The sequence below is a fragment of the Serratia surfactantfaciens genome, assembly GCF_001642805.2.
Classification (GTDB): Bacteria; Pseudomonadota; Gammaproteobacteria; order Enterobacterales; family Enterobacteriaceae; genus Serratia; species Serratia surfactantfaciens.
Genome location: NZ_CP016948.1, coordinates 3,422,036 through 3,441,114, shown reverse-complemented (window position 1 = coordinate 3,441,114; position 19,079 = coordinate 3,422,036). Strand labels below are relative to the sequence as shown.

Below are 19,079 nucleotides of genomic sequence, written 5' to 3'. Positions count from 1 at the left end.
CCTGATGTTGTCGGTAAAAAGTTACTTGTATCACATTTTATCGTTTGGGGTGAGGGCCTCTGTCAACCGTTGCTCCAACTTTCTGCGCGTTTCTTGGTCGAGTGCGCGCCGCTCGCCGTCGGCCAGGATAAACAAATCCTCGACCCGCTCGCCGATGGTTGAAATGCGCGCGCCGTGCAGCGACAGCCCCAGATCGGCGAACACTTCGCCCACCCGCGCCAACAGGCCGGGTTGGTCGAGCGCGGTCAGCTCCAGGTAGCTGCGGCGATCGGTGTGGGTCGGCAGGAAGGTGACTTCGGTCGGCACGCTGAAGTGGCGCAGCTTGGAAGATGGCCGGCGCACGCGCGGCGGCTGGTACTCCCGCTGGGTGATGGCCTGCAGCAGCGCCTGGCGGATCGCCGCGTGGCGATCTTGCGCCAGCGGGCTGCCGTCCGGCTCCAGCACGATAAAGGTGTCCATCGCCATGCCGTCGCGGTTGGTGAAGATCTGCGCGTCGTGCACGCTCAGGTTACGGCGATCCATCTCTCCGGCGACGGCGGCGAACAGGTAAGGGCGATCCGGGCTCCAGATGAAGATCTCGGTGCCGCCGCGCGTCGCCTGGCGGCTGACTAGCACCAGCGGCTGGGTGGAGTCGTGGGCCAGAAGATGGCGGGCGTGCCAGGCCAGCTGATTCGGCGAGTGACGCAGGAAATAGTCGGCGCGGCAGCGGCTCCAGATACGGTGCAGCGCCTCTTCGTCGATGTTGTCCATGCGCAGCAGCGCCAGCGCCTGCAGGCGGTGGTGGCGCACGCGTTCGCGTAGATCCGGGCTGTTTTGCATGCCGCGGCGCAGCTGCTTCTCGGTGGCGAAATACAGCTCGCGCAACAGGCTCTGTTTCCAGCTGTTCCACAGGGTTTCGTTGGTGGCGCAGATATCCGCCACCGTCAGACACACCAGATAGCGCAGGCGGGTCTCGCTCTGCACTTCGCTGCTGAACTGCTGGATCACCGTCGGATCCTGAATATCGCGGCGCTGCGCGGTGACTGACATCAGCAGGTGGCAGCGCACCAGCCAGGCCACCAGCTGAGTTTCGCGCGAGTTGAGGCCGTGCAGTTCGGCGAACTCCACCACGTCTTCCGCGCCGAGGATCGAGTGATCGCCGCCGCGCCCTTTGGCGATATCGTGGAACAAGGCCGCCAGCAGCAGCAGTTCCGGGTGCGGCAGGCGCGGGTACAGCTCCACGCACAGCGGATGGCGCGGCCGGGTTTCAGGCTCGGCGAAGCTCTCCAGCTTCTGCAGCACGCGGATGGTGTGTTCGTCGACGGTATAGGCATGGAACAGGTCGAACTGCATCTGCCCGACAATCTTGCCCCATTGCGGCATGTAGGCCCACAGCACGCTGTGACGGTGCATCGGCACCAGCGCGCGCGACACCGCGCCGGGATGGCGCAGGATGGCCATAAACAGATCGCGCGCTTCCGGGATGGTGCACAGCGGCTGTTTCAGGTGGCGGCGCGCGTGGCGCAACTGGCGCACGGTGGTGGAATAAATGCCCTTGATCTCGCGGTTGCGTACCATCAGGTAGAACATGCGCATGATGGCTTGCGGCTCACGGATAAACAGCGTTTCGTCGCGCAGGTCGATCAGATCGCCGCGCAGCTGGAAATCGTCGTTCAGCGGGCGCGGCTTTTCGGTGGCGTCCAGCGCCAGGATGGCTTCGTCGAACAGCTGCAGCAGCATGTGGTTCAACTCGCTGACGCGGCGCGTCATGCGGTAGAAGTCTTTCATCATGCGCTCGACCGGCTCGTTGCCTTCACCTTCGTAGCGCAGCAGCTGCGCTACGCTGAGCTGACGATCGAACAGCAGACGGTTGTCGTAACGCGGCAGCACCAGGTGCAGCGCGAAACGGATGCGCCACAGGAAGCTTTGGCACTCGTTCAGCTCGTTGCGCTCGGCCTGGGTGAGGAAACCGAAGCCGACCATTTCGTCCAGCGAGGTGGCGCCGAAGTGACGACGCGCCACCCACAGCAGCGTGTGGATATCGCGCAGGCCGCCGGGGCTGCTTTTGATATCCGGCTCCAGGTTATAGCTGGTGCCGTGGTAGCGCTGGTGGCGCTCTTGCTGTTCGTTGATCTTGGCGTGGAAAAACTGCGGCGAAGGCCAGAAGCCGTCGCTGAAGATATGCTTTTGCATCTGCAGGAACAGCGCGACGTCGCCGCAGATCATGCGCGATTCGATCAGGTTGGTGGCCACGGTCAGATCCGCCAGCCCTTCCAACAGGCACTCTTCCAGGGTGCGCACGCTGTGGCCCACTTCCAGCTTGAGATCCCACAGCAGGGTGATGAACTCGCCGACCCGTTGCGACTGTTGCTCCGTCAGTCGGCGCTGGCTGAGCACCAGCACGTCGATATCCGACAGCGGATGCAGCTCGCCGCGGCCATAGCCGCCGACCGCCACCAGCGCGGTTTCCGGGATATCTTCGAAGCCGTAAAACGTCCACAGCCGGCGCAGCAGGCGATCGATGAAGTCGCTGCGCGCCGCCACCAGGCTTTCGGCGCTGGAGCCGGCGTCGAACGCCGCCGCCAGCCACAGCTGGAACTGCTCCAGCCGCTGTTTCAGCACCAGGCAGGTGAGATCGTCGTCGCCGTAGACGCTGGGAGAGGCGGGCGGCATCGGCGCGGCCGTTTGAAGGAGATTGTCAGACATAGTGCGCAGCCCATAAAAAAGGCCGGCATAAGCCGGCCTGGTGACATTCTGCACGCGGCGTGCGCCGCGGTGCTTACATCTCGTGCGTAATGATGTTGGGGATGGTGTCATCCTTGCGCAACGTCATTATCTCGCAGCCGTTATCAGTGACCACAATAGTATGCTCATACTGCGCCGACAAGCTGCGATCTTTGGTTTTTACCGTCCAACCGTCTTTCATGGTGCGGATGCGGTAATCGCCGGCGTTGACCATCGGTTCGATGGTGAAGGCCATGCCCGCCTGCAGCACCACACCGCCGTCGTCGGCGTCATAGTGCAGCACCTGCGGCTCTTCGTGGAACACTTCACCGATGCCGTGGCCGCAGTACTCGCGCACCACCGAGAATTTCTCGGCTTCGACGAATTGCTGGATAGCCTTGCCCAGGGTGCGCAGGCGGATGCCCGGCTTGACCATCTTCAGCGCCAGGTACAGGCTCTCTTGCGTGACGCGGCACAGACGCTCGCCCAGAATTGTCGGTTTGCCGACGATGAACATCTTCGAGGTGTCGCCGTGGAAACCGTCTTTAATTACGGTCACGTCGATGTTGACGATGTCGCCGTCTTTCAGCGTTTTGTCGTCGCTCGGGATGCCGTGGCACACCACTTCGTTCACCGAGATGCACACGGATTTCGGGAAGCCGTGGTAGCCGAGGCAGGCGGAAATGGCCTGCTGTTCGTTGGTGATGTACTCGTGACAGATACGGTCCAGTTCGCCGGTGGTCACGCCAGGTTTGACGTGCGGCTCGATGATCTCCAGCACTTCGGCGGCCAGGCGGCCTGCCACGCGCATTTTTTGGATGTCATCAGGTGTTTTAATTGAGATTGCCATGAAATTCGTCCGCAGGTGTCGTTATCGTCGACAATAAGAAGCAGTGACTTATGGTATCAGCCCGGCCGGGGGCTGCCAAATTTCATTTCCCGGCGCGCGGCGCAAAGCAACAAAAGTTGGTGTCGGCAGCGGGTTTATGGTATAAAGCGCGCCGGCGATCCGTGTCTTGGTTCTTGTGACCAGGCAGGAATTGGCCGAAAATACTTTAACTGCACTCATTTTGTGTAAATAACACACACGTATCGGCACATCCGCCGGGGTGCCCTGAGGTGACTTGTCGCCGCCAGGGTCGGCGTTATGGGATACGTGGAGGCATAACCCCAATTAATCTATAGAGGTTTAATCATGGCAACTGTTTCCATGCGCGACATGCTCAAGGCTGGTGTTCACTTCGGTCACCAGACCCGTTACTGGAACCCGAAAATGAAGCCTTTCATCTTCGGCGCTCGTAACAAGGTTCACATCATCAACCTGGAGCAGACCGTACCAATGTTCAACGCCGCTCTGGCTGAACTGACCAAGATCTCTTCCCGTAAAGGCAAGATCCTGTTCGTTGGTACCAAGCGCGCAGCAAGCGAAGCGGTAAAAGACGCTGCTAACAGCTGTGACCAGTTCTTCGTGAACCACCGCTGGTTGGGCGGCATGCTGACTAACTGGAAAACCGTTCGTCAGTCCATCAAACGTTTGAAAGATCTGGAAATCCAGTCTCAAGACGGCACCCTGGACAAGCTGACCAAGAAAGAAGCGCTGATGCGCACTCGTGAACTGGCCAAGCTGGAAAACTCCCTGGGCGGTATCAAAGACATGGGCGGCCTGCCAGACGCACTGTTCGTTATCGATGCCGATCACGAACACATCGCGATCAAAGAAGCCAACAACCTGGGTATCCCGGTATTCTCTATCGTTGATACCAACTCTAACCCAGACGGCGTTGACTTCATCATCCCTGGTAACGACGATGCAATCCGTGCAGTAAACCTGTACCTGACTGCCGTTGCTGCCGCTGTGCGTGAAGGTCGTTCTCAAGATCTGGCCGTTCAGGCGGAAGAAGGCTTCGTAGAAGCTGAATAATAAGGCAAGCTCGTCACTGAGCCCTTATTAACCAGGTATTGACATATGTTGGTTAGGGGGGCCTGTAAAGGCCCCCTTTGCTTATCTGAATGAGAACTGTCTCCACGCGAGATAACCGAGGAAAAATAAATGGCTGATATTACCGCTGCCCTGGTAAAAGAACTGCGCGAGCGTACCGGCGCTGGCATGATGGATTGCAAGAAGGCGCTGGTTGAATCCAACGGCGACATCGAGCTGGCAATCGAAAACATGCGTAAGTCCGGTGCGATCAAAGCCGCTAAAAAAGCAGGCAACGTGGCTGCTGACGGCGTGATCAAAACCAAGATCGAAGGCAACTACGGCATCATTCTGGAAGTTAACTGCCAGACTGACTTCGTAGCAAAAGACGCCGGTTTCCAGGCGTTCGCCGACAAAGTGCTGGATGCCGCTATGGCCGGCAAAATCACTGACGTTGACGTGCTGAAAGCACAGTTCGAAGAAGAGCGCGTAGCGCTGGTGGCAAAAATCGGCGAAAACATCAACATTCGTCGCGTTGCTTCCCTGGAAGGCGAAGTGCTGGGCAGCTACCTGCACGGCGCGCGTATCGGCGTTCTGGTTGCGGCTAAAGGCGCTGACGAAGAGCTGGTTAAGCAAATCGCAATGCACGTTGCGGCGAGCAAGCCAGAGTTCGTGAAGCCAGAAGACGTGTCTGCTGAAGTGGTAGAAAAAGAGTACCAGGTTCAGTTGGACATCGCCATGCAGTCCGGCAAGCCGAAAGAAATCGCAGAGAAAATGGTTGAAGGCCGCATGAAGAAATTCACCGGCGAAGTTTCTCTGACCGGTCAGCCTTTCGTTATGGATCCGAGCAAGTCTGTTGCTCAGGTGCTGAAAGAGCACAACGCTGACGTGACCAACTTCATTCGCTTCGAAGTGGGCGAAGGCATCGAGAAAGTCGAAACCGACTTCGCTGCTGAAGTTGCCGCGATGAGCAAACAGTCTTAATGACTGTCGATGGAACCGCCGTCTGGCGGTTCCATACTATCCAGCCAGAATTACACCGGTGGCAGGCCCTGCGGCGTGATATTCACCCCAGGCGCGTTTCATCGGCTGAAATCCCCAATACTAATACTGCTTCTTAGGACAGAACACCATGGCAACCAATGCAAAACCCGTATATCAGCGTATTCTGCTTAAACTGAGTGGCGAAGCCCTGCAAGGTGCAGAAGGTTTTGGTATCGACGCCAGCGTTTTGGATCGCATGGCTCAGGAAGTGAAAGAGCTGGTCGAACTGGGAATTCAGGTAGGTGTAGTTATTGGCGGCGGGAACTTGTTCCGCGGCGCGGGCCTGGCGCAGGCCGGCATGAACCGCGTAGTGGGCGACCACATGGGAATGCTGGCTACCGTGATGAACGGCCTGGCTATGCGTGATGCACTGCACCGTGCCTATGTGAACGCCCGCCTGATGTCAGCGATCCCGCTGAACGGCGTATGTGATAATTACAGCTGGGCAGAGGCTATCAGCCTGCTGCGCAACAACCGCGTGGTGATCTTCTCCGCCGGTACCGGCAACCCGTTCTTCACCACCGACTCCGCCGCTTGCCTGCGCGGCATCGAGATCGAAGCGGACGTGGTGCTGAAAGCCACCAAAGTGGATGGCGTATACTCCGCCGATCCGGTGAAGAACCCGGATGCGACGCTGTATGAACAATTAACCTATCAGGACGTGCTGGAGCGCGAGCTGAAAGTGATGGATCTGGCGGCGTTTACGCTGGCCCGCGATCACGGTCTGCCGATCCGCGTGTTCAACATGAACAAGCCTGGCGCGCTGCGCCGCGTGGTGATGGGTGAGAACGAAGGTACGCTGATCAGCAAATAAGGCTGTTCACACCCCTTTTTCGGAGCGCGTGACGCCAGGCGCCGCGCGCTCTCCGAGTACGATTACGGGCTATACTTGAGTATCGCCTGCCAAGTAACCAGCTTCCAAGGGTTTGCAACGTGACTAATGAAATCAGAAAAGATGCTGATTCACGCATGGAAAAAAGCGTAGAAGCATTCAAAAACCAAATCAGCAAGATCCGCACCGGCCGCGCTTCTCCAAGCATTCTGGACGGCATCATGGTGGAATACTACGGCGCCGCTACCCCGCTGCGTCAGCTGGCCAACGTGACCGTGGAAGACTCCCGCACGCTGAAAATCAACGTGTTCGATCGCAGCCTGAGCCAGGCGGTTGAAAAAGCGATCATGAGTTCCGATCTGGGCCTCAACCCGTCTTCCGCCGGTTCCGACATTCGCGTTCCGTTGCCTCCGCTGACCGAAGAGCGTCGTAAGGATCTGATCAAGATCGTGCGCGGCGAAGCCGAGCAGGGCCGTGTGGCGGTGCGCAACGTGCGCCGCGACGCCAACGACAAGGTCAAGGCGCTGCTGAAAGACAAAGAGATCAGCGAAGACGAAGAGCGTCGTTCGCAAGACGAGATTCAGAAAATGACCGACGCTTACATCAAACTGGTCGACGCCGCGCTGGCGGAGAAAGAAAAAGAGCTGATGGAATTCTAATCAGCATCGCGCAGAAAAAAAGCGTCGCCTGGGCGGCGCTTTGTTTTTTGTGGCGCAGATCCCGTTTCATCGTACTGAAAGATCATGGACAAGCGTTGTCCAAGGTTCCACACTGGAGCACCTCCGATCTCATCAGACAGTTATTCAGAGTGAACTCATGAAGCAACTGACCATTCTTGGCTCGACCGGCTCGGTAGGGACCAGCACCCTGGCCGTGGTCAGGGCGAATCCCGACCGTTTTGCGATCAAAGCACTGGTGGCCGGCCGCAACGTTGCGGTCATGGCGCAGCAATGCATGGAATTCCGGCCCGCCTTTGCCGCGATGGCGGATGAAAGCGCTGCGCGCGAGCTGCGCGTCATCCTGGCGGAAAACGGCGTCGCTACCGAAGTCTTGGCCGGAGAACAAGCGGCCTGCGAACTGGCCGCGTTGGATGACGTCGATCAAGTGACGGCGGCGATCGTTGGCGCCGCGGGGCTGCTGCCGACGCTGGCGGCGATCCGCGCGGGCAAGCAGGTACTGCTGGCCAACAAGGAGTCGCTGGTCACCTGCGGCCGTCTGTTTATGGACGCGGTGCGGCAAAGCCAGGCGCAACTGCTGCCGCTCGACAGCGAGCACAACGCGATTTTTCAGAGTTTGCCTGAGAGCATTCAGCGTCAGTTGGGATACTCTTCACTGGACAGTCATGGTGTGTCGCGCATCGTGCTTACCGGCTCCGGCGGCCCGTTCCGCACCACGCCGCTGGAGCAGTTCGCCGCGATGACCCCGGATCAAGCCTGCGCCCACCCGAACTGGTCGATGGGCCGCAAGATCTCGGTGGATTCCGCCACCATGATGAACAAAGGTCTGGAATACATTGAGGCCCGCTGGCTGTTTAACGCCTCGGCCGAGCAAATGGAAGTGATCCTGCACCCGCAGTCGGTGATTCACTCGATGGTGCGTTATGCCGACGGCAGCGTGCTGGCGCAGTTGGGTACGCCGGATATGCGCACGCCGATCGCCCATGCGATGGCGTATCCGCAGCGCGTGAACTCCGGCGTGGAAGCGCTGGACTTCTGCCGTATCGGTTCGCTGACCTTCTCCGAACCGGAGCGTGAACGTTATCCTTGTCTGTACCTGGCTGTCGAAGCGTTCGACGCCGGCCAGGCGGCGACTACCGCGCTGAACGCGGCCAACGAAATCGCCGTGGCGGCATTTTTGCAGCAGCAGATTCGCTTTACCGACATCGCGGCGGTCAACCGCCAGGTGGTCGAGCGTCTGGCGTTGCAGGAACCGACGTGCATCGAAGCGGTCTTAGACATTGACCGTCAGGCGCGCGCCGCCGCCGAGGAACGTGTTCGCGCGTTGTGCAACTGAGCACGGCGATTATCCGATTTTGCTCGTAATTCACGTGTGCCGCAGCGGGGCCGTTTGTTCATGCCCCGCTGAGGTGGTATAGTCTGCGCCACCTGTCAGCGGTTATACCGTTGAATTATGGCCCGATTGGCGCCCTGTGCGTCAATAGCGGCCCGGCCGCGCCGGGCATCGCGAGGGCAGGCTGAAAGCCGTGTCGGGCACACGGCTTTTTTTGCGCGCAAGGGCCTGATGTTCCGGAAAGGCAGTTATATTTCTATTGAGGAAATAAGTACGAGTTATGTCGTCCGCAAACCAACAAGAGGCTAATCCATCTTCCCCGGGGCCGCGCCATGTCGCCATTATCATGGACGGTAACGGACGCTGGGCCAAACGTCAGGGCAAGTTACGTGTCTTCGGTCATAAAGCAGGGGTGAAATCGGTTCGCCGCGCGGTCAGCTTTGCCGCCAGCAACCATTTAGATGCACTCACGCTTTATGCCTTCAGCAGCGAAAACTGGAACCGTCCGGTGCAGGAAGTCTCCGCACTGATGGAGCTTTTTGTCCGCGCCTTGGATAGTGAAGTAAAAAGCCTGCATAAACATAACGTCAGGCTGCGGGTGATCGGCGATATCAGCCGGTTCAGCGCGCGTTTGCAAGAGCGGATCCGCCGCTCTGAAGCACTGACGGAAAATAACGATGGCCTGACGCTCAATATCGCTGCCAACTACGGTGGCCGTTGGGATATCATTCAGGGAGTAAGAGAGCTGGCCGAACAGGTGCGGGTAGGGGAGTTGCGCCCGGATCAGATCAGCGAGGAATTATTGAGCGATCGGGTTTGCATGAGCGACCTGGCGCCGGTGGATCTGGTTATCCGCACCGGCGGTGAACATCGCATCAGTAACTTCCTGCTGTGGCAAATCGCCTATGCTGAACTTTACTTTACTGATGTACTCTGGCCTGATTTCGATGAACTTGTCTTTGAAGGTGCGCTGAATGCATTTGCACAACGTGAGCGCCGCTTCGGGGGAACCACACCTATCGGCGCCGATGCGTCCTAGGGAGAACTTTTGCTGAAGTATCGCCTCATAACTGCTCTGATTTTAATCCCGATCGTTATCGCGGCGCTGTTCCTGCTGCCGCCGCTGGCCTTTGCGCTGGTAACGCTCGTCGTGTGCATGTTAGCAGCCTGGGAGTGGGGCCAACTGGCCGGTTTTACCTCCCGTTCGCAGCGTATCTGGTTGGCGATGCTGTGCGGTTTTCTGCTGGCGCTGATGATGATCAGCGTCCCCGCTTACCACCAATCCGTGCCGCAGATAAGCGGCTCGCTGTGGTTGTCGCTGGCCTGGTGGCTGGCGGCGCTGCTGCTGGTGCTGTTCTATCCCGGCTCGGCCGCTATCTGGCGCAATTCGCGCCCGCTGCGCCTGTTGTTTGGCCTGCTGACCATCGTGCCTTTCTTCTGGGGCATGCTGGCGCTGCGCCAGTTCGGCTACGAGCAAAACCCGTTTACCGGCGCCTGGTGGCTGCTGTACGTGATGCTGCTGGTGTGGGGCGCGGATTCCGGTGCCTACATGTTCGGCAAACTGTTCGGCAAGCACAAGCTGGCGCCTAAGGTCTCGCCGGGCAAAACCTGGGAGGGGCTGATCGGCGGGCTGTTGACGTCGGCGGTCATTTCCTGGCTGTTCGGCCGCTATGCGCCGTTGAACGTGGTGCCGACCACCTTGCTTGCCTGCTCGGTGCTTGCCGCGTTGGCTTCGGTGCTGGGCGATTTGACCGAAAGCATGTTCAAACGCGAAGCGGGCATCAAGGACAGCGGTCATTTGATCCCCGGTCATGGCGGCATACTGGATCGTATCGATAGCCTGACTGCGGCGGTGCCGGTGTTTGCCTGCCTGATGCTGTTGGTGTTTTAATCCGTCGATGACGGAAAGTGAGGGATGATGGTCAGCGTGCTTTGGAACCTGGTGGCGTTTCTGATTGCGCTCGGTATCTTGATTACCGTGCACGAGTTCGGACACTTTTGGGTTGCCCGTCGTTGCGGCGTGCGCGTTGAACGCTTCTCCATCGGTTTCGGCCGGGCGCTGTGGCGCCGCACCGATCGTCAGGGCACCGAGTACGTTATCGCGCTGATTCCGCTCGGCGGTTACGTGAAGATGCTGGACGAGCGCGTGGAGTCGGTGGCGCCGGAAATGCGCCACCAGGCCTTCAACAACAAAACCGTCTGGCAGCGCGCGGCTATCATCAGCGCCGGCCCCATCGCCAACTTCCTGTTTGCTATCCTTGCCTACTGGCTGGTGTTCATCATCGGCGTGCCGAGTTTCCGTCCGGTGATAGGCGAAATCGCGCCGCAGTCGATCGCCGCCAGGGCCGAAATTTCGTCTGGCATGGAACTAAAGTCGGTTGACGGCATCGAAACGCCTGATTGGGAGTCAGTTCGCCTGGCGCTGGTGGCGAAGATTGGCGATGCGCAAACCGAAGTCGGCGTCGCGCCGTTCGGCTCGTCGCAGGTGGTGACCAAAACTCTGGATCTGCGCCAGTGGAACTTTGAACCGGACAAGCAGGATCCCGTTGTCGCGCTGGGCATTATGCCGCGCGGCCCGCAGATTGAATCCGTGCTGGCGGAAGTGCAGTCGAACTCGGCGGCGCAAAAGGCGGGTTTACAAGCGGGGGACAGGATCGTTAAAGTCGATGGTCAGCCGCTGGGTCGTTGGCAGACGCTGGTGAAGCGTATTCACGATGGCCCGGGCCAACCGTTGGCTTTGGAGATTGAAAGAAACGGCGCCCCCTTGTCTTTGACGCTGATACCGGATACAAAGCCGGTGGGAAAAGACAAATCGGTGGGGTTTGCAGGCATCATTCCAAAAGTGCTGCCGCTGCCGGACGAGTATAAGACGATTCGTCAGTATGGACCGTTCTCGGCGCTGTATCAGGCCGGCGACAAGACCTGGCAGCTGATGCGGCTGACGGTCAACATGCTGGGCAAATTAATAACCGGTGATGTAAAGCTGAACAACCTGAGTGGCCCGATCTCGATTGCACAGGGAGCAGGGGCATCAGCCGGAGTCGGGTTCGTGTATTATCTGATGTTCCTGGCGTTGATTAGCGTCAACCTGGGTATCATCAACCTGTTCCCATTACCGGTGTTAGATGGTGGGCATCTCCTCTTCCTGGCGATAGAAAAGCTGAAGGGTGGGCCGGTTTCCGAGCGAGTACAGGACTACAGCTACCGCATAGGTTCGATCGTGCTGGTGTTGTTGATGGGTCTTGCACTTTTCAATGATTTTTCCCGCCTCTAGGGGCGGGGATAGGTTAGGAAGAACGCATAACAACGATGGCGATGAAAAAGTTGCTCATAGCGTCGCTGCTGTTTGGCAGCGCCACCGTATACGGTGCAGACGGGTTCGTAGTGAAAGACATTCATTTCGAAGGCCTGCAGCGAGTCGCCGTCGGTGCGGCGTTACTCAACATGCCGGTTCGCGTCGGCGATACCGTCACTGACGATGACATCAGTAATACCATCCGTGCCTTGTTTGCCACCGGCAACTTCGAGGACGTGCGCGTACTGCGCGATGGTAATACCCTGATCGTTCAGGTGAAGGAACGTCCTACCATCGCCAGCATCACTTTCTCCGGCAACAAGTCGGTGAAGGATGACATGCTCAAGCAGAACCTGGAAGCCTCCGGCGTCCGGGTGGGCGAGGCGCTCGACCGCACCACGATCTCCAGCATTGAAAAAGGGCTGGAAGACTTCTACTACAGCGTCGGTAAATACAGCGCCTCGGTGAAAGCCGTGGTCACGCCGTTGCCGCGTAACCGTGTCGACCTGAAACTGGTGTTCACGGAAGGGGTCTCCGCCAAGATTCAACAAATCAATATCGTCGGCAACCATGCCTTCACCAATGACGAACTGATCTCGCGCTTCCAGCTGCGTGACGAAGTGCCGTGGTGGAACCTGGTCGGCGATCGCAAATACCAGAAGCAGAAACTGGCGGGCGATCTCGAAACCCTGCGCAGCTTCTATCTGGATCGCGGCTATGCCCGTTTCAACATCGATTCTACCCAGGTGAGTCTGACGCCGGATAAAAAAGGCATCTACATCACCATCAACATCACCGAAGGCGATCAGTACAAGCTTTCCGATGTCGTGGTAAACGGCAACCTGGCCGGTCACTCGGCGGAAGTCGCGCAGATCACCAAAATCGAACCGGGCGAGCTGTACAACGGCAGCAAGGTGACCAAAATGGAAGACAACATCAAAACGATGTTGGGCCGTTATGGTTACGCCTACCCGCGCGTCGGCACTCAGCCGGAGATCAACGACGCGGATAAAACTGTCAAGCTGCACGTCAACGTCGACGCGGGCAACCGCTTCTACGTGCGCCGCATCAAGTTCGAAGGCAACGACACCAGCAAGGATTCCGTACTGCGCCGCGAAATGCGCCAGATGGAAGGTGCCTGGCTCGGCAACGAGCAGGTCGAGCAGGGTAAAGAGCGTCTGAACCGCTTGGGTTACTTCGAAACGGTTGACGTGGAAACCCAGCGCGTGCCGGGCACCGCCGATCAGGTTGACGTGACCTACAAGGTGAAAGAGCGCAACACCGGTACCTTTAACTTCGGCGTCGGTTACGGCACCGAGAGCGGCGTCAGCTTCCAGGCCGGCGTGCAGCAGGACAACTGGTTGGGTACCGGCTACTCGGTCGGCATCAGCGGCACCAAGAACGACTACCAGACCTATACCGAATTCTCGGTCACCAACCCGTACTTCACCGTTGACGGTGTGAGCCTGGGTGGCCGCGTATTCTACAACGACTTTAAAGCGGATAACGCGGACCTGTCCGACTACACCAACAAGAGTTATGGTGTTGACGGCACGCTGGGCTTCCCGATCAACGAAAACAACTCGTTGCGCACCGGTCTGGGCTATGTCCACAACGGCCTGTCGAACATGCAGCCGCAGATCGCCATGTGGCGTTATCTCGACTCGATGGGCGTGGATGCGAACAAAACCGACCGCGCCAGCTACTCGACGGACGACTTCACCCTGAACCTGGGTTGGACCTACAACAACCTGGACCGCGGCTACTTCCCGACCTCGGGCAACCGCACCACGTTGAACGGCAAGGTCACCATTCCGGGTTCGGACAACGAATACTACAAGGTGACGCTGGACAGCGTACAGTACGTGCCGATCAACGACGACCGCACCTGGGTGCTGTTGGGTCGCGGACGTCTGGGTTACGCGGATGGGCTGGGCGGCAAGGAAATGCCGTTCTATGAGAACTTCTACGCCGGTGGTTCAAGCACCGTGCGCGGCTTCCAGTCCAATACCATCGGTCCGAAGGCGGTGTATTACAACTCCAACTCGTACCAGTGCCAGTTCAACGCCGGCAGCACGACCGATCGTCAGAGCATCTGTAGCTCGGATGACGCGGTGGGCGGTAACGCCATGGCGGTCGCCAGCCTGGAGCTGATCACCCCGACGCCGTTCATCAGCGAGAAGTACGCCAACTCGGTGCGCACGTCGCTGTTCATCGATGCGGGTACCGTGTGGGATACCAAGTGGAAGAATACCAACGAAACGCTGATGTATGGCGTGCCGGACTACAGCAAGGCCAGCAATATTCGTTCCTCAGCCGGTATCGCGCTGCAGTGGATGTCGCCGCTGGGGCCGTTGGTGTTCTCTTACGCCAACCCGATCAAGAAATACGAAGGCGACAAGTCCGAACAGTTCCAGTTTAACATCGGTAAGACCTGGTAACGGGTCTCGCCTCTGGGCATAACAGTTATTAAGAATCGCAATGGCCAGGCGCCCGCCGGCAGAGGGAGATGATTCTCATTGTTTGGTGGGACAAGTCTGGCAAATTGTGTACTTCAGTGTCATATGACACAAATGGGTGATGGTAAGGAGTTTATAGTGAAAAAGTGGTTGTGTGCCGCAGGCCTCGGTTTAGCAATGGCTGCTTCAGCTGGCGTTCAGGCAGCAGATAAGATCGCTGTCGTTAACGTCTCCAGCATTTTCCAACAGCTGCCGGCCCGCGAAGCGGTCGCTAAACAGCTGGAAAACGAGTTTAAAGGCCGTGCAAGCGAACTCCAGAACATGGAACGTAGCCTGCAGACCAAAATGCAACGTCTGCAGCGTGACGGCGCTACCATGAAAGCCAGCGACCGCAGCAAGTTGGAAAAAGACGTGATGGCGCAGCGCGAGCAGTTCTCTCAGAAAGCTCAGGCTTTCGAGCAGGACAACCGTCGTCGCCAGATGGAAGAGCGTAACAAGATCCTGAGCCGCATCCAGGACGCGGTGAAGTCTGTCGCGAGCAAAGGCGGTTATGACGTGGTGATCGACGCCAACGCCGTTGCCTATGCAGACTCTTCCAAAGACATCACTGCTGACGTGCTGAAACAGGTTAAATAACACATGCTTTCAATTCGACTGGCTGATTTAGCGCAGCAGTTGGATGCACAATTGCACGGTGATGGCGATCTCGTCATCACCGGCATTGCTTCTATGCATTCGGCACAGCCTGGCCAAATCACGTTTTTGTCAAACAGCCGCTACCAAGAGCAGCTGTCTTCCTGCCAGGCAAGCGCCGTGGTGCTTACCGAAGCGGATTTACCACACTGCCGCAGTGCGGCGCTGGTGGTTAAGAACCCTTACCTGACCTATGCGCGCATGGCGCAGCTGATGGACACCACGCCGTCGCCGGCCCAGGATATCGCGCCAAGCGCGGTTATCTCGCCTGAAGCGCAGCTGGGGCAGAACGTCGCCATTGGGGCGAACGCGGTGATCGAGTCGGGTGCGGTGCTTGGCGATAACGTGGTTATCGGCCCGGGCTGCTTCATCGGCAAACACGCACGCATCGGTGCGGGAACGCGTCTGTGGGCGAACGTCACGATTTATCATGCGGTCGAAATCGGCCAGCGCTGCCTGATCCAGTCCGGAACGGTGATCGGCGCAGACGGTTTCGGCTATGCGAACGAGCGCGGCGAGTGGATCAAAATTCCTCAGTTGGGCACGGTGATTATCGGCGATCGCGTCGAAATCGGCGCTTGCACCACCATTGACCGCGGCGCTTTGGATAACACCCAAATCGGGAATGGTGTTATCATCGACAACCAATGCCAGATTGCACATAACGTCGTGATTGGCGACAATACCGCCGTCGCCGGCGGTGTGATCATGGCCGGCAGTCTGAAAATCGGCCGCTACTGCCAGATCGGCGGCGCCAGCGTGATCAACGGTCACATGGAGATTGCCGACAAGGTTGTTGTTACCGGAATGGGAATGGTTATGCGACCAATCACCGAACCTGGGGTATACTCTTCGGGCATTCCGTTGCAGCCTAACAAGGTTTGGCGTAAAACCGCTGCGTTGGTAATGAATATCGATGAGATCAGCAAGCGCTTGAAAGCTGTCGAACGTAAAGTCGGAAAAGACTAGTCATTGCCGCCCGCCCCGGCGGGTACAAAACGAAACGCGTTGGTCGTGAGACCAAAAGCGCAAAGAGATGTTAATTTGCGGCCTGCATGATGATCTCCTTTTGGGGTCAGCGCAGGCCGTGTTGTTGATGCCATCAGTTTTTAGAGACAGGAAGAGTATTTTGACTACTGACACTCATACTCTGGATATTGCAGAAATTTTGGATCTGCTTCCTCACCGTTACCCGTTCTTGCTGGTCGACCGCGTCCTCGAGTTTGAAGAGCACAAATATCTGCGTGCGGTGAAGAACGTATCGGTGAATGAACCGTTTTTCCAGGGCCACTTCCCTGGCAAACCGATTTTCCCAGGCGTATTGATCCTGGAAGCCATGGCGCAGGCCACCGGTATCCTGGCGTTTAAAAGCGTCGGCAAACTGGAGCCGGGCGAGCTGTATTACTTCGCCGGTATCGACGAAGCACGCTTCAAGCGCCCTGTGGTGCCAGGCGATCAGATGGTCATGGAAGTCACCTTCGAGAAAACGCGCCGCGGTCTGACTCGCTTCAAAGGCGTGGCGACCGTTGACGGTAAAATTGTCTGCGAAGCAACCATGATGTGTGCCCGCAGCCGGGAGGCTTAATCCGTGATTGACCAAACCGCCTTTATCCATCCAAGCGCGATAGTCGAAGAAGGCGCCGTGATCGGCGCCAACGTGCATATCGGCCCTTTCTGCTACGTCGGCTCCCAGGTGGAAATCGGCGCCGGCACGGTGTTGAAATCCCACGTGGTGGTAAACGGCATTACCAAGATTGGCCGCGATAATCAGATTTATCAGTTCGCCTCCATCGGCGAAGTGAATCAGGATCTGAAATACGCGGGCGAGCCGACGCGTGTGGAAGTGGGCGATCGCAACCGCATCCGCGAAAGCGTCACCATTCACCGCGGCACCGCGCAGGGCACCGGCCTGACCAAAGTGGGTAATGACAACCTGCTGATGGTCAACGTGCACGTCGCCCACGACTGCGTGGTCGGCAATTCTTGCGTGCTGGCCAACAACGCCACGCTGGCAGGGCATGTGGAAATCGACGATCACGCCATCATCGGCGGCATGACCGCGATCCACCAGTTCTGCATTATCGGTGCGCATGTGATGGTAGGCGGTTGTTCCGGCGTCGCTCAGGATGTGCCTCCGTTCGTCATCGCTCAGGGCAACCACGCAACGCCATTTGGCGTCAACGCGGTCGGCCTGAAGCGTCGCGGTTTTGACAAGGATGAAATGCAGGCGATTCGCAACGCCTACAAAATCCTTTACCGCAGCGAGAAAACGCTGGATGAAGCGAAAGCGGAAATTGAAGCCCTGGCTAAAGAGCAGCCGGTGGTGCAGCAGTACCTCGATTTCTTCACCCGTTCCACCCGTGGCATCATTCGCTGAGTTATGTCGAATCGTCCATTGACTATCGGATTGGTCGCCGGAGAAACCTCCGGTGACATTCTCGGCGCCGGCTTGATCCGCGCGCTCAAGGCGCAGATCCCCGACGCGCGTTTCGTTGGCGTCGCCGGCCCGCTGATGCAGGCCGAAGGGTGTGAAGCCTGGTACGAAATGGAAGAGCTGGCGGTTATGGGCGTGGTGGAAGTGCTCGAGCGCTTGCCACGCCTGTTGAAGATCCGCAAAGATCTCACTCGCCGCTTCAGCGAGCTGCGGCCGGACGTGTTTGTCGGCATCGACGCGCCGGACTTCAACATCACGCTGGAAGGCCGCCTCAAGCAGCGCGGCATTCGCACCATCCATTACGTCAGCCCATCCGTATGGGCCTGGCGGCAAAAGCGCGTTTTCAAAATTGGCAAAGCCACCGATCTGGTGCTGGCCTTTCTCCCTTTCGAAAAAGCGTTTTACGATCGTTTCAACGTGCCTTGCCGCTTTATCGGCCACACCATGGCGGACGCCATGCCGTTGCAGCCGGATCGGCTGGCGGCACGCGCCCAGCTTGGCATCGCTCCGCAGGCGCGCTGTCTGGCCTTGTTGCCGGGCAGCCGCGGCGCCGAAGTCGAGATGCTGAGCGCCGACTTCCTCAAAACCGCGCAGCTGCTGCGCACGCGTTATCCCGAGCTGGAAGTGGTGGTGCCGCTGGTCAATGCCAAACGGCGCGAGCAGTTTGAGCGCATTAAGGCCGAAGTAGCGCCGGATCTGACCGTACACCTGCTGAACGGCCAGGGACGTGAAGCGATGATCGCCAGCGACGCGGCGCTGCTGGCGTCCGGCACCGCGGCGCTGGAGTGCATGCTGGCCAAGTGTCCGATGGTGGTGGGGTATCGCATGAAACCGTTCACTTTCTGGCTGGCGCAGAAGCTGGTGAAAACGCCTTACGTTTCGCTGCCGAATCTGTTGGCGGGGCGCGAGATCGTCACCGAGCTGCTGCAGCATGACTGCGTGCCGGACAAACTGGCCGCCGCCGTGATGCCGCTGCTGGAAGAGAGCCCGCAAACCGAAGCGCTGAAACAGACTTTCCTTACCTTGCACCAAAGCATCCGTTGCGGTGCGGACGAACAGGCCGCTCAGGCTGTGTTGGAGCTGGCGAAAGCATGATTGAACCCTTTATCTATCCCGCTGCCACGCTGATTGCCGGTGTGGACGAAGTGGGCCGCGGCCCGTTGGTCGGCGCGGTGGTCACCGCCGCCGTGATCCTCGATCCGGCGCAGCCGATCGTCGGTCTGGCGGACTCCAAGAAACTCAGTGAAAAACGCCGTTTGGCGCTGTATGACGAAATCGTCGCCAAAGCGCTCTCCTGGAGCCTGGGCCGCGCCGAGCCGGCGGAAATCGACCAGTTGAATATTTTGCATGCGACGATGCTGGCGATGCAGCGCGCGGTGGCAGGGTTGCATATCGCGCCGGACATGGTTTTAATCGACGGTAACCGTTGCCCGAGTCTGCCGATGCGTTCGCAGGCGGTGGTGAAGGGCGACAGCCGGGTGGCGGAGATCAGCGCGGCGTCCATTCTGGCGAAGGTCACGCGCGATCGCGAAATGGCCGAGCTGGACAGCGAGTTCCCGGATTACGGTTTCGCGCAACATAAAGGCTACCCGACCGCCTTCCACCTGGAGCGGCTGGCCGCGCTGGGCGCCACCGAGCATCACCGCCGCAGCTTCGCGCCGGTGAAAAGGGCGCTGGCGCTGTAGTCTGCG

The 19,079-nt window shown here is 58.6% G+C and carries 17 protein-coding genes; 15 read left to right on the top strand and 2 right to left on the bottom strand.

Annotation, left to right across the window (positions count from 1 at the left end; translation table 11 throughout):
- Window positions 1–30 precede the first annotated feature (30 nt).
- On the bottom strand, window positions 31–2,685 hold the full coding sequence (gene glnD, locus ATE40_RS16225; protein WP_063917933.1) for a bifunctional uridylyltransferase/uridylyl-removing protein GlnD: 2,655 nt from the start codon (window positions 2,683–2,685) through the stop codon (window positions 31–33).
- A 73-nt stretch (window positions 2,686–2,758) separates the two neighbouring features.
- Window positions 2,759–3,553 carry a type I methionyl aminopeptidase gene (gene map, locus ATE40_RS16220; protein WP_004931936.1) on the bottom strand — a complete coding sequence of 265 codons (795 nt, stop codon included), beginning with the start codon at window positions 3,551–3,553 and terminating at the stop codon, window positions 2,759–2,761.
- Between the two features lie 345 nt (window positions 3,554–3,898).
- Between map and rpsB the strand changes: the two genes are divergently transcribed.
- The 15 genes from rpsB (at window position 3,899) to rnhB (ending at window position 19,073) form a co-directional block, all read left to right on the top strand.
- The gene (gene rpsB / locus ATE40_RS16215; protein ID WP_004931937.1) at window positions 3,899–4,624 is read left to right on the top strand and encodes a 30S ribosomal protein S2; all 726 of its coding nucleotides are present in this window, start codon (window positions 3,899–3,901) and stop codon (window positions 4,622–4,624) included.
- Window positions 4,625–4,753: 129 nt separating this feature from the next.
- Entirely contained in the window at window positions 4,754–5,605 is an 852-nt protein-coding gene (gene tsf / locus ATE40_RS16210) for a translation elongation factor Ts (protein ID WP_004931939.1), read from the top strand.
- Between the two features lie 148 nt (window positions 5,606–5,753).
- Window positions 5,754–6,479 (top strand): UMP kinase, encoded by a 726-nt coding sequence (gene pyrH, locus ATE40_RS16205; RefSeq protein ID WP_004931940.1) that lies wholly within the window; start codon window positions 5,754–5,756, stop codon window positions 6,477–6,479.
- 119 nt (window positions 6,480–6,598) lie between these two features.
- On the top strand, window positions 6,599–7,156 hold the full coding sequence (gene frr, locus ATE40_RS16200) for a ribosome recycling factor (protein ID WP_025160240.1): 558 nt from the start codon (window positions 6,599–6,601) through the stop codon (window positions 7,154–7,156).
- 157 nt (window positions 7,157–7,313) lie between these two features.
- Complete coding sequence (gene ispC, locus ATE40_RS16195; RefSeq protein ID WP_063917932.1) at window positions 7,314–8,510, top strand: 1-deoxy-D-xylulose-5-phosphate reductoisomerase; 1,197 nt, start codon at window positions 7,314–7,316, stop codon at window positions 8,508–8,510.
- 277 nt (window positions 8,511–8,787) lie between these two features.
- Window positions 8,788–9,546, top strand: coding sequence for a (2E,6E)-farnesyl-diphosphate-specific ditrans,polycis-undecaprenyl-diphosphate synthase (gene ispU / locus ATE40_RS16190; protein WP_063917931.1), 759 nt, complete (start codon window positions 8,788–8,790; stop codon window positions 9,544–9,546).
- Between the two features lie 9 nt (window positions 9,547–9,555).
- A complete protein-coding gene (cdsA, locus tag ATE40_RS16185; protein WP_019455757.1) occupies window positions 9,556–10,398 on the top strand; it encodes a phosphatidate cytidylyltransferase in 843 nt (280 codons plus the stop codon).
- 27 nt (window positions 10,399–10,425) lie between these two features.
- Entirely contained in the window at window positions 10,426–11,781 is a 1,356-nt protein-coding gene (gene rseP / locus ATE40_RS16180; RefSeq protein ID WP_063917999.1) for a sigma E protease regulator RseP, read from the top strand.
- A gap of 35 nt (window positions 11,782–11,816) precedes the next feature.
- On the top strand, window positions 11,817–14,243 hold the full coding sequence (gene bamA / locus ATE40_RS16175; protein WP_019455759.1) for an outer membrane protein assembly factor BamA: 2,427 nt from the start codon (window positions 11,817–11,819) through the stop codon (window positions 14,241–14,243).
- A gap of 156 nt (window positions 14,244–14,399) precedes the next feature.
- Window positions 14,400–14,897, top strand: coding sequence for a molecular chaperone Skp (gene skp, locus ATE40_RS16170; protein WP_004931958.1), 498 nt, complete (start codon window positions 14,400–14,402; stop codon window positions 14,895–14,897).
- Between the two features lie 3 nt (window positions 14,898–14,900).
- Window positions 14,901–15,923, top strand: coding sequence for a UDP-3-O-(3-hydroxymyristoyl)glucosamine N-acyltransferase (gene lpxD, locus ATE40_RS16165; protein ID WP_025160243.1), 1,023 nt, complete (start codon window positions 14,901–14,903; stop codon window positions 15,921–15,923).
- Window positions 15,924–16,083: 160 nt separating this feature from the next.
- The gene (gene fabZ / locus ATE40_RS16160; RefSeq protein WP_004931962.1) at window positions 16,084–16,539 is read left to right on the top strand and encodes a 3-hydroxyacyl-ACP dehydratase FabZ; all 456 of its coding nucleotides are present in this window, start codon (window positions 16,084–16,086) and stop codon (window positions 16,537–16,539) included.
- A 3-nt stretch (window positions 16,540–16,542) separates the two neighbouring features.
- Complete coding sequence (lpxA, locus tag ATE40_RS16155; RefSeq protein WP_063917930.1) at window positions 16,543–17,331, top strand: acyl-ACP--UDP-N-acetylglucosamine O-acyltransferase; 789 nt, start codon at window positions 16,543–16,545, stop codon at window positions 17,329–17,331.
- A gap of 3 nt (window positions 17,332–17,334) precedes the next feature.
- Window positions 17,335–18,483: a lipid-A-disaccharide synthase gene (lpxB, locus tag ATE40_RS16150; protein ID WP_063917929.1), complete on the top strand. Its 1,149-nt coding sequence runs from the start codon at window positions 17,335–17,337 to the stop codon at window positions 18,481–18,483.
- Complete coding sequence (gene rnhB, locus ATE40_RS16145) at window positions 18,480–19,073, top strand: ribonuclease HII (RefSeq protein ID WP_019455763.1); 594 nt, start codon at window positions 18,480–18,482, stop codon at window positions 19,071–19,073. The genes lpxB and rnhB overlap by 4 nt, the downstream gene beginning before the upstream one ends.
- Window positions 19,074–19,079: the final 6 nt, after the last annotated feature.

Excerpts from the sequence above, each read along its gene's own strand:
- glnD (WP_063917933.1), bottom strand. The coding sequence starts at position 2,685 with ATGTCTGACAATCTCCTTCAAACGGCCGCGCCGATGCCGCCCGCCTCT.
- map (WP_004931936.1), bottom strand. The coding sequence starts at position 3,553 with ATGGCAATCTCAATTAAAACACCTGATGACATCCAAAAAATGCGCGTG.
- rpsB (WP_004931937.1), top strand. The coding sequence starts at position 3,899 with ATGGCAACTGTTTCCATGCGCGACATGCTCAAGGCTGGTGTTCACTTC.
- tsf (WP_004931939.1), top strand. The coding sequence starts at position 4,754 with ATGGCTGATATTACCGCTGCCCTGGTAAAAGAACTGCGCGAGCGTACC.
- pyrH (WP_004931940.1), top strand. The coding sequence starts at position 5,754 with ATGGCAACCAATGCAAAACCCGTATATCAGCGTATTCTGCTTAAACTG.
- ispC (WP_063917932.1), top strand. The coding sequence starts at position 7,314 with ATGAAGCAACTGACCATTCTTGGCTCGACCGGCTCGGTAGGGACCAGC.
- ispU (WP_063917931.1), top strand. The coding sequence starts at position 8,788 with ATGTCGTCCGCAAACCAACAAGAGGCTAATCCATCTTCCCCGGGGCCG.
- rseP (WP_063917999.1), top strand. The coding sequence starts at position 10,426 with ATGGTCAGCGTGCTTTGGAACCTGGTGGCGTTTCTGATTGCGCTCGGT.
- bamA (WP_019455759.1), top strand. The coding sequence starts at position 11,817 with ATGGCGATGAAAAAGTTGCTCATAGCGTCGCTGCTGTTTGGCAGCGCC.
- lpxD (WP_025160243.1), top strand. The coding sequence starts at position 14,901 with ATGCTTTCAATTCGACTGGCTGATTTAGCGCAGCAGTTGGATGCACAA.
- lpxB (WP_063917929.1), top strand. The coding sequence starts at position 17,335 with ATGTCGAATCGTCCATTGACTATCGGATTGGTCGCCGGAGAAACCTCC.
- rnhB (WP_019455763.1), top strand. The coding sequence starts at position 18,480 with ATGATTGAACCCTTTATCTATCCCGCTGCCACGCTGATTGCCGGTGTG.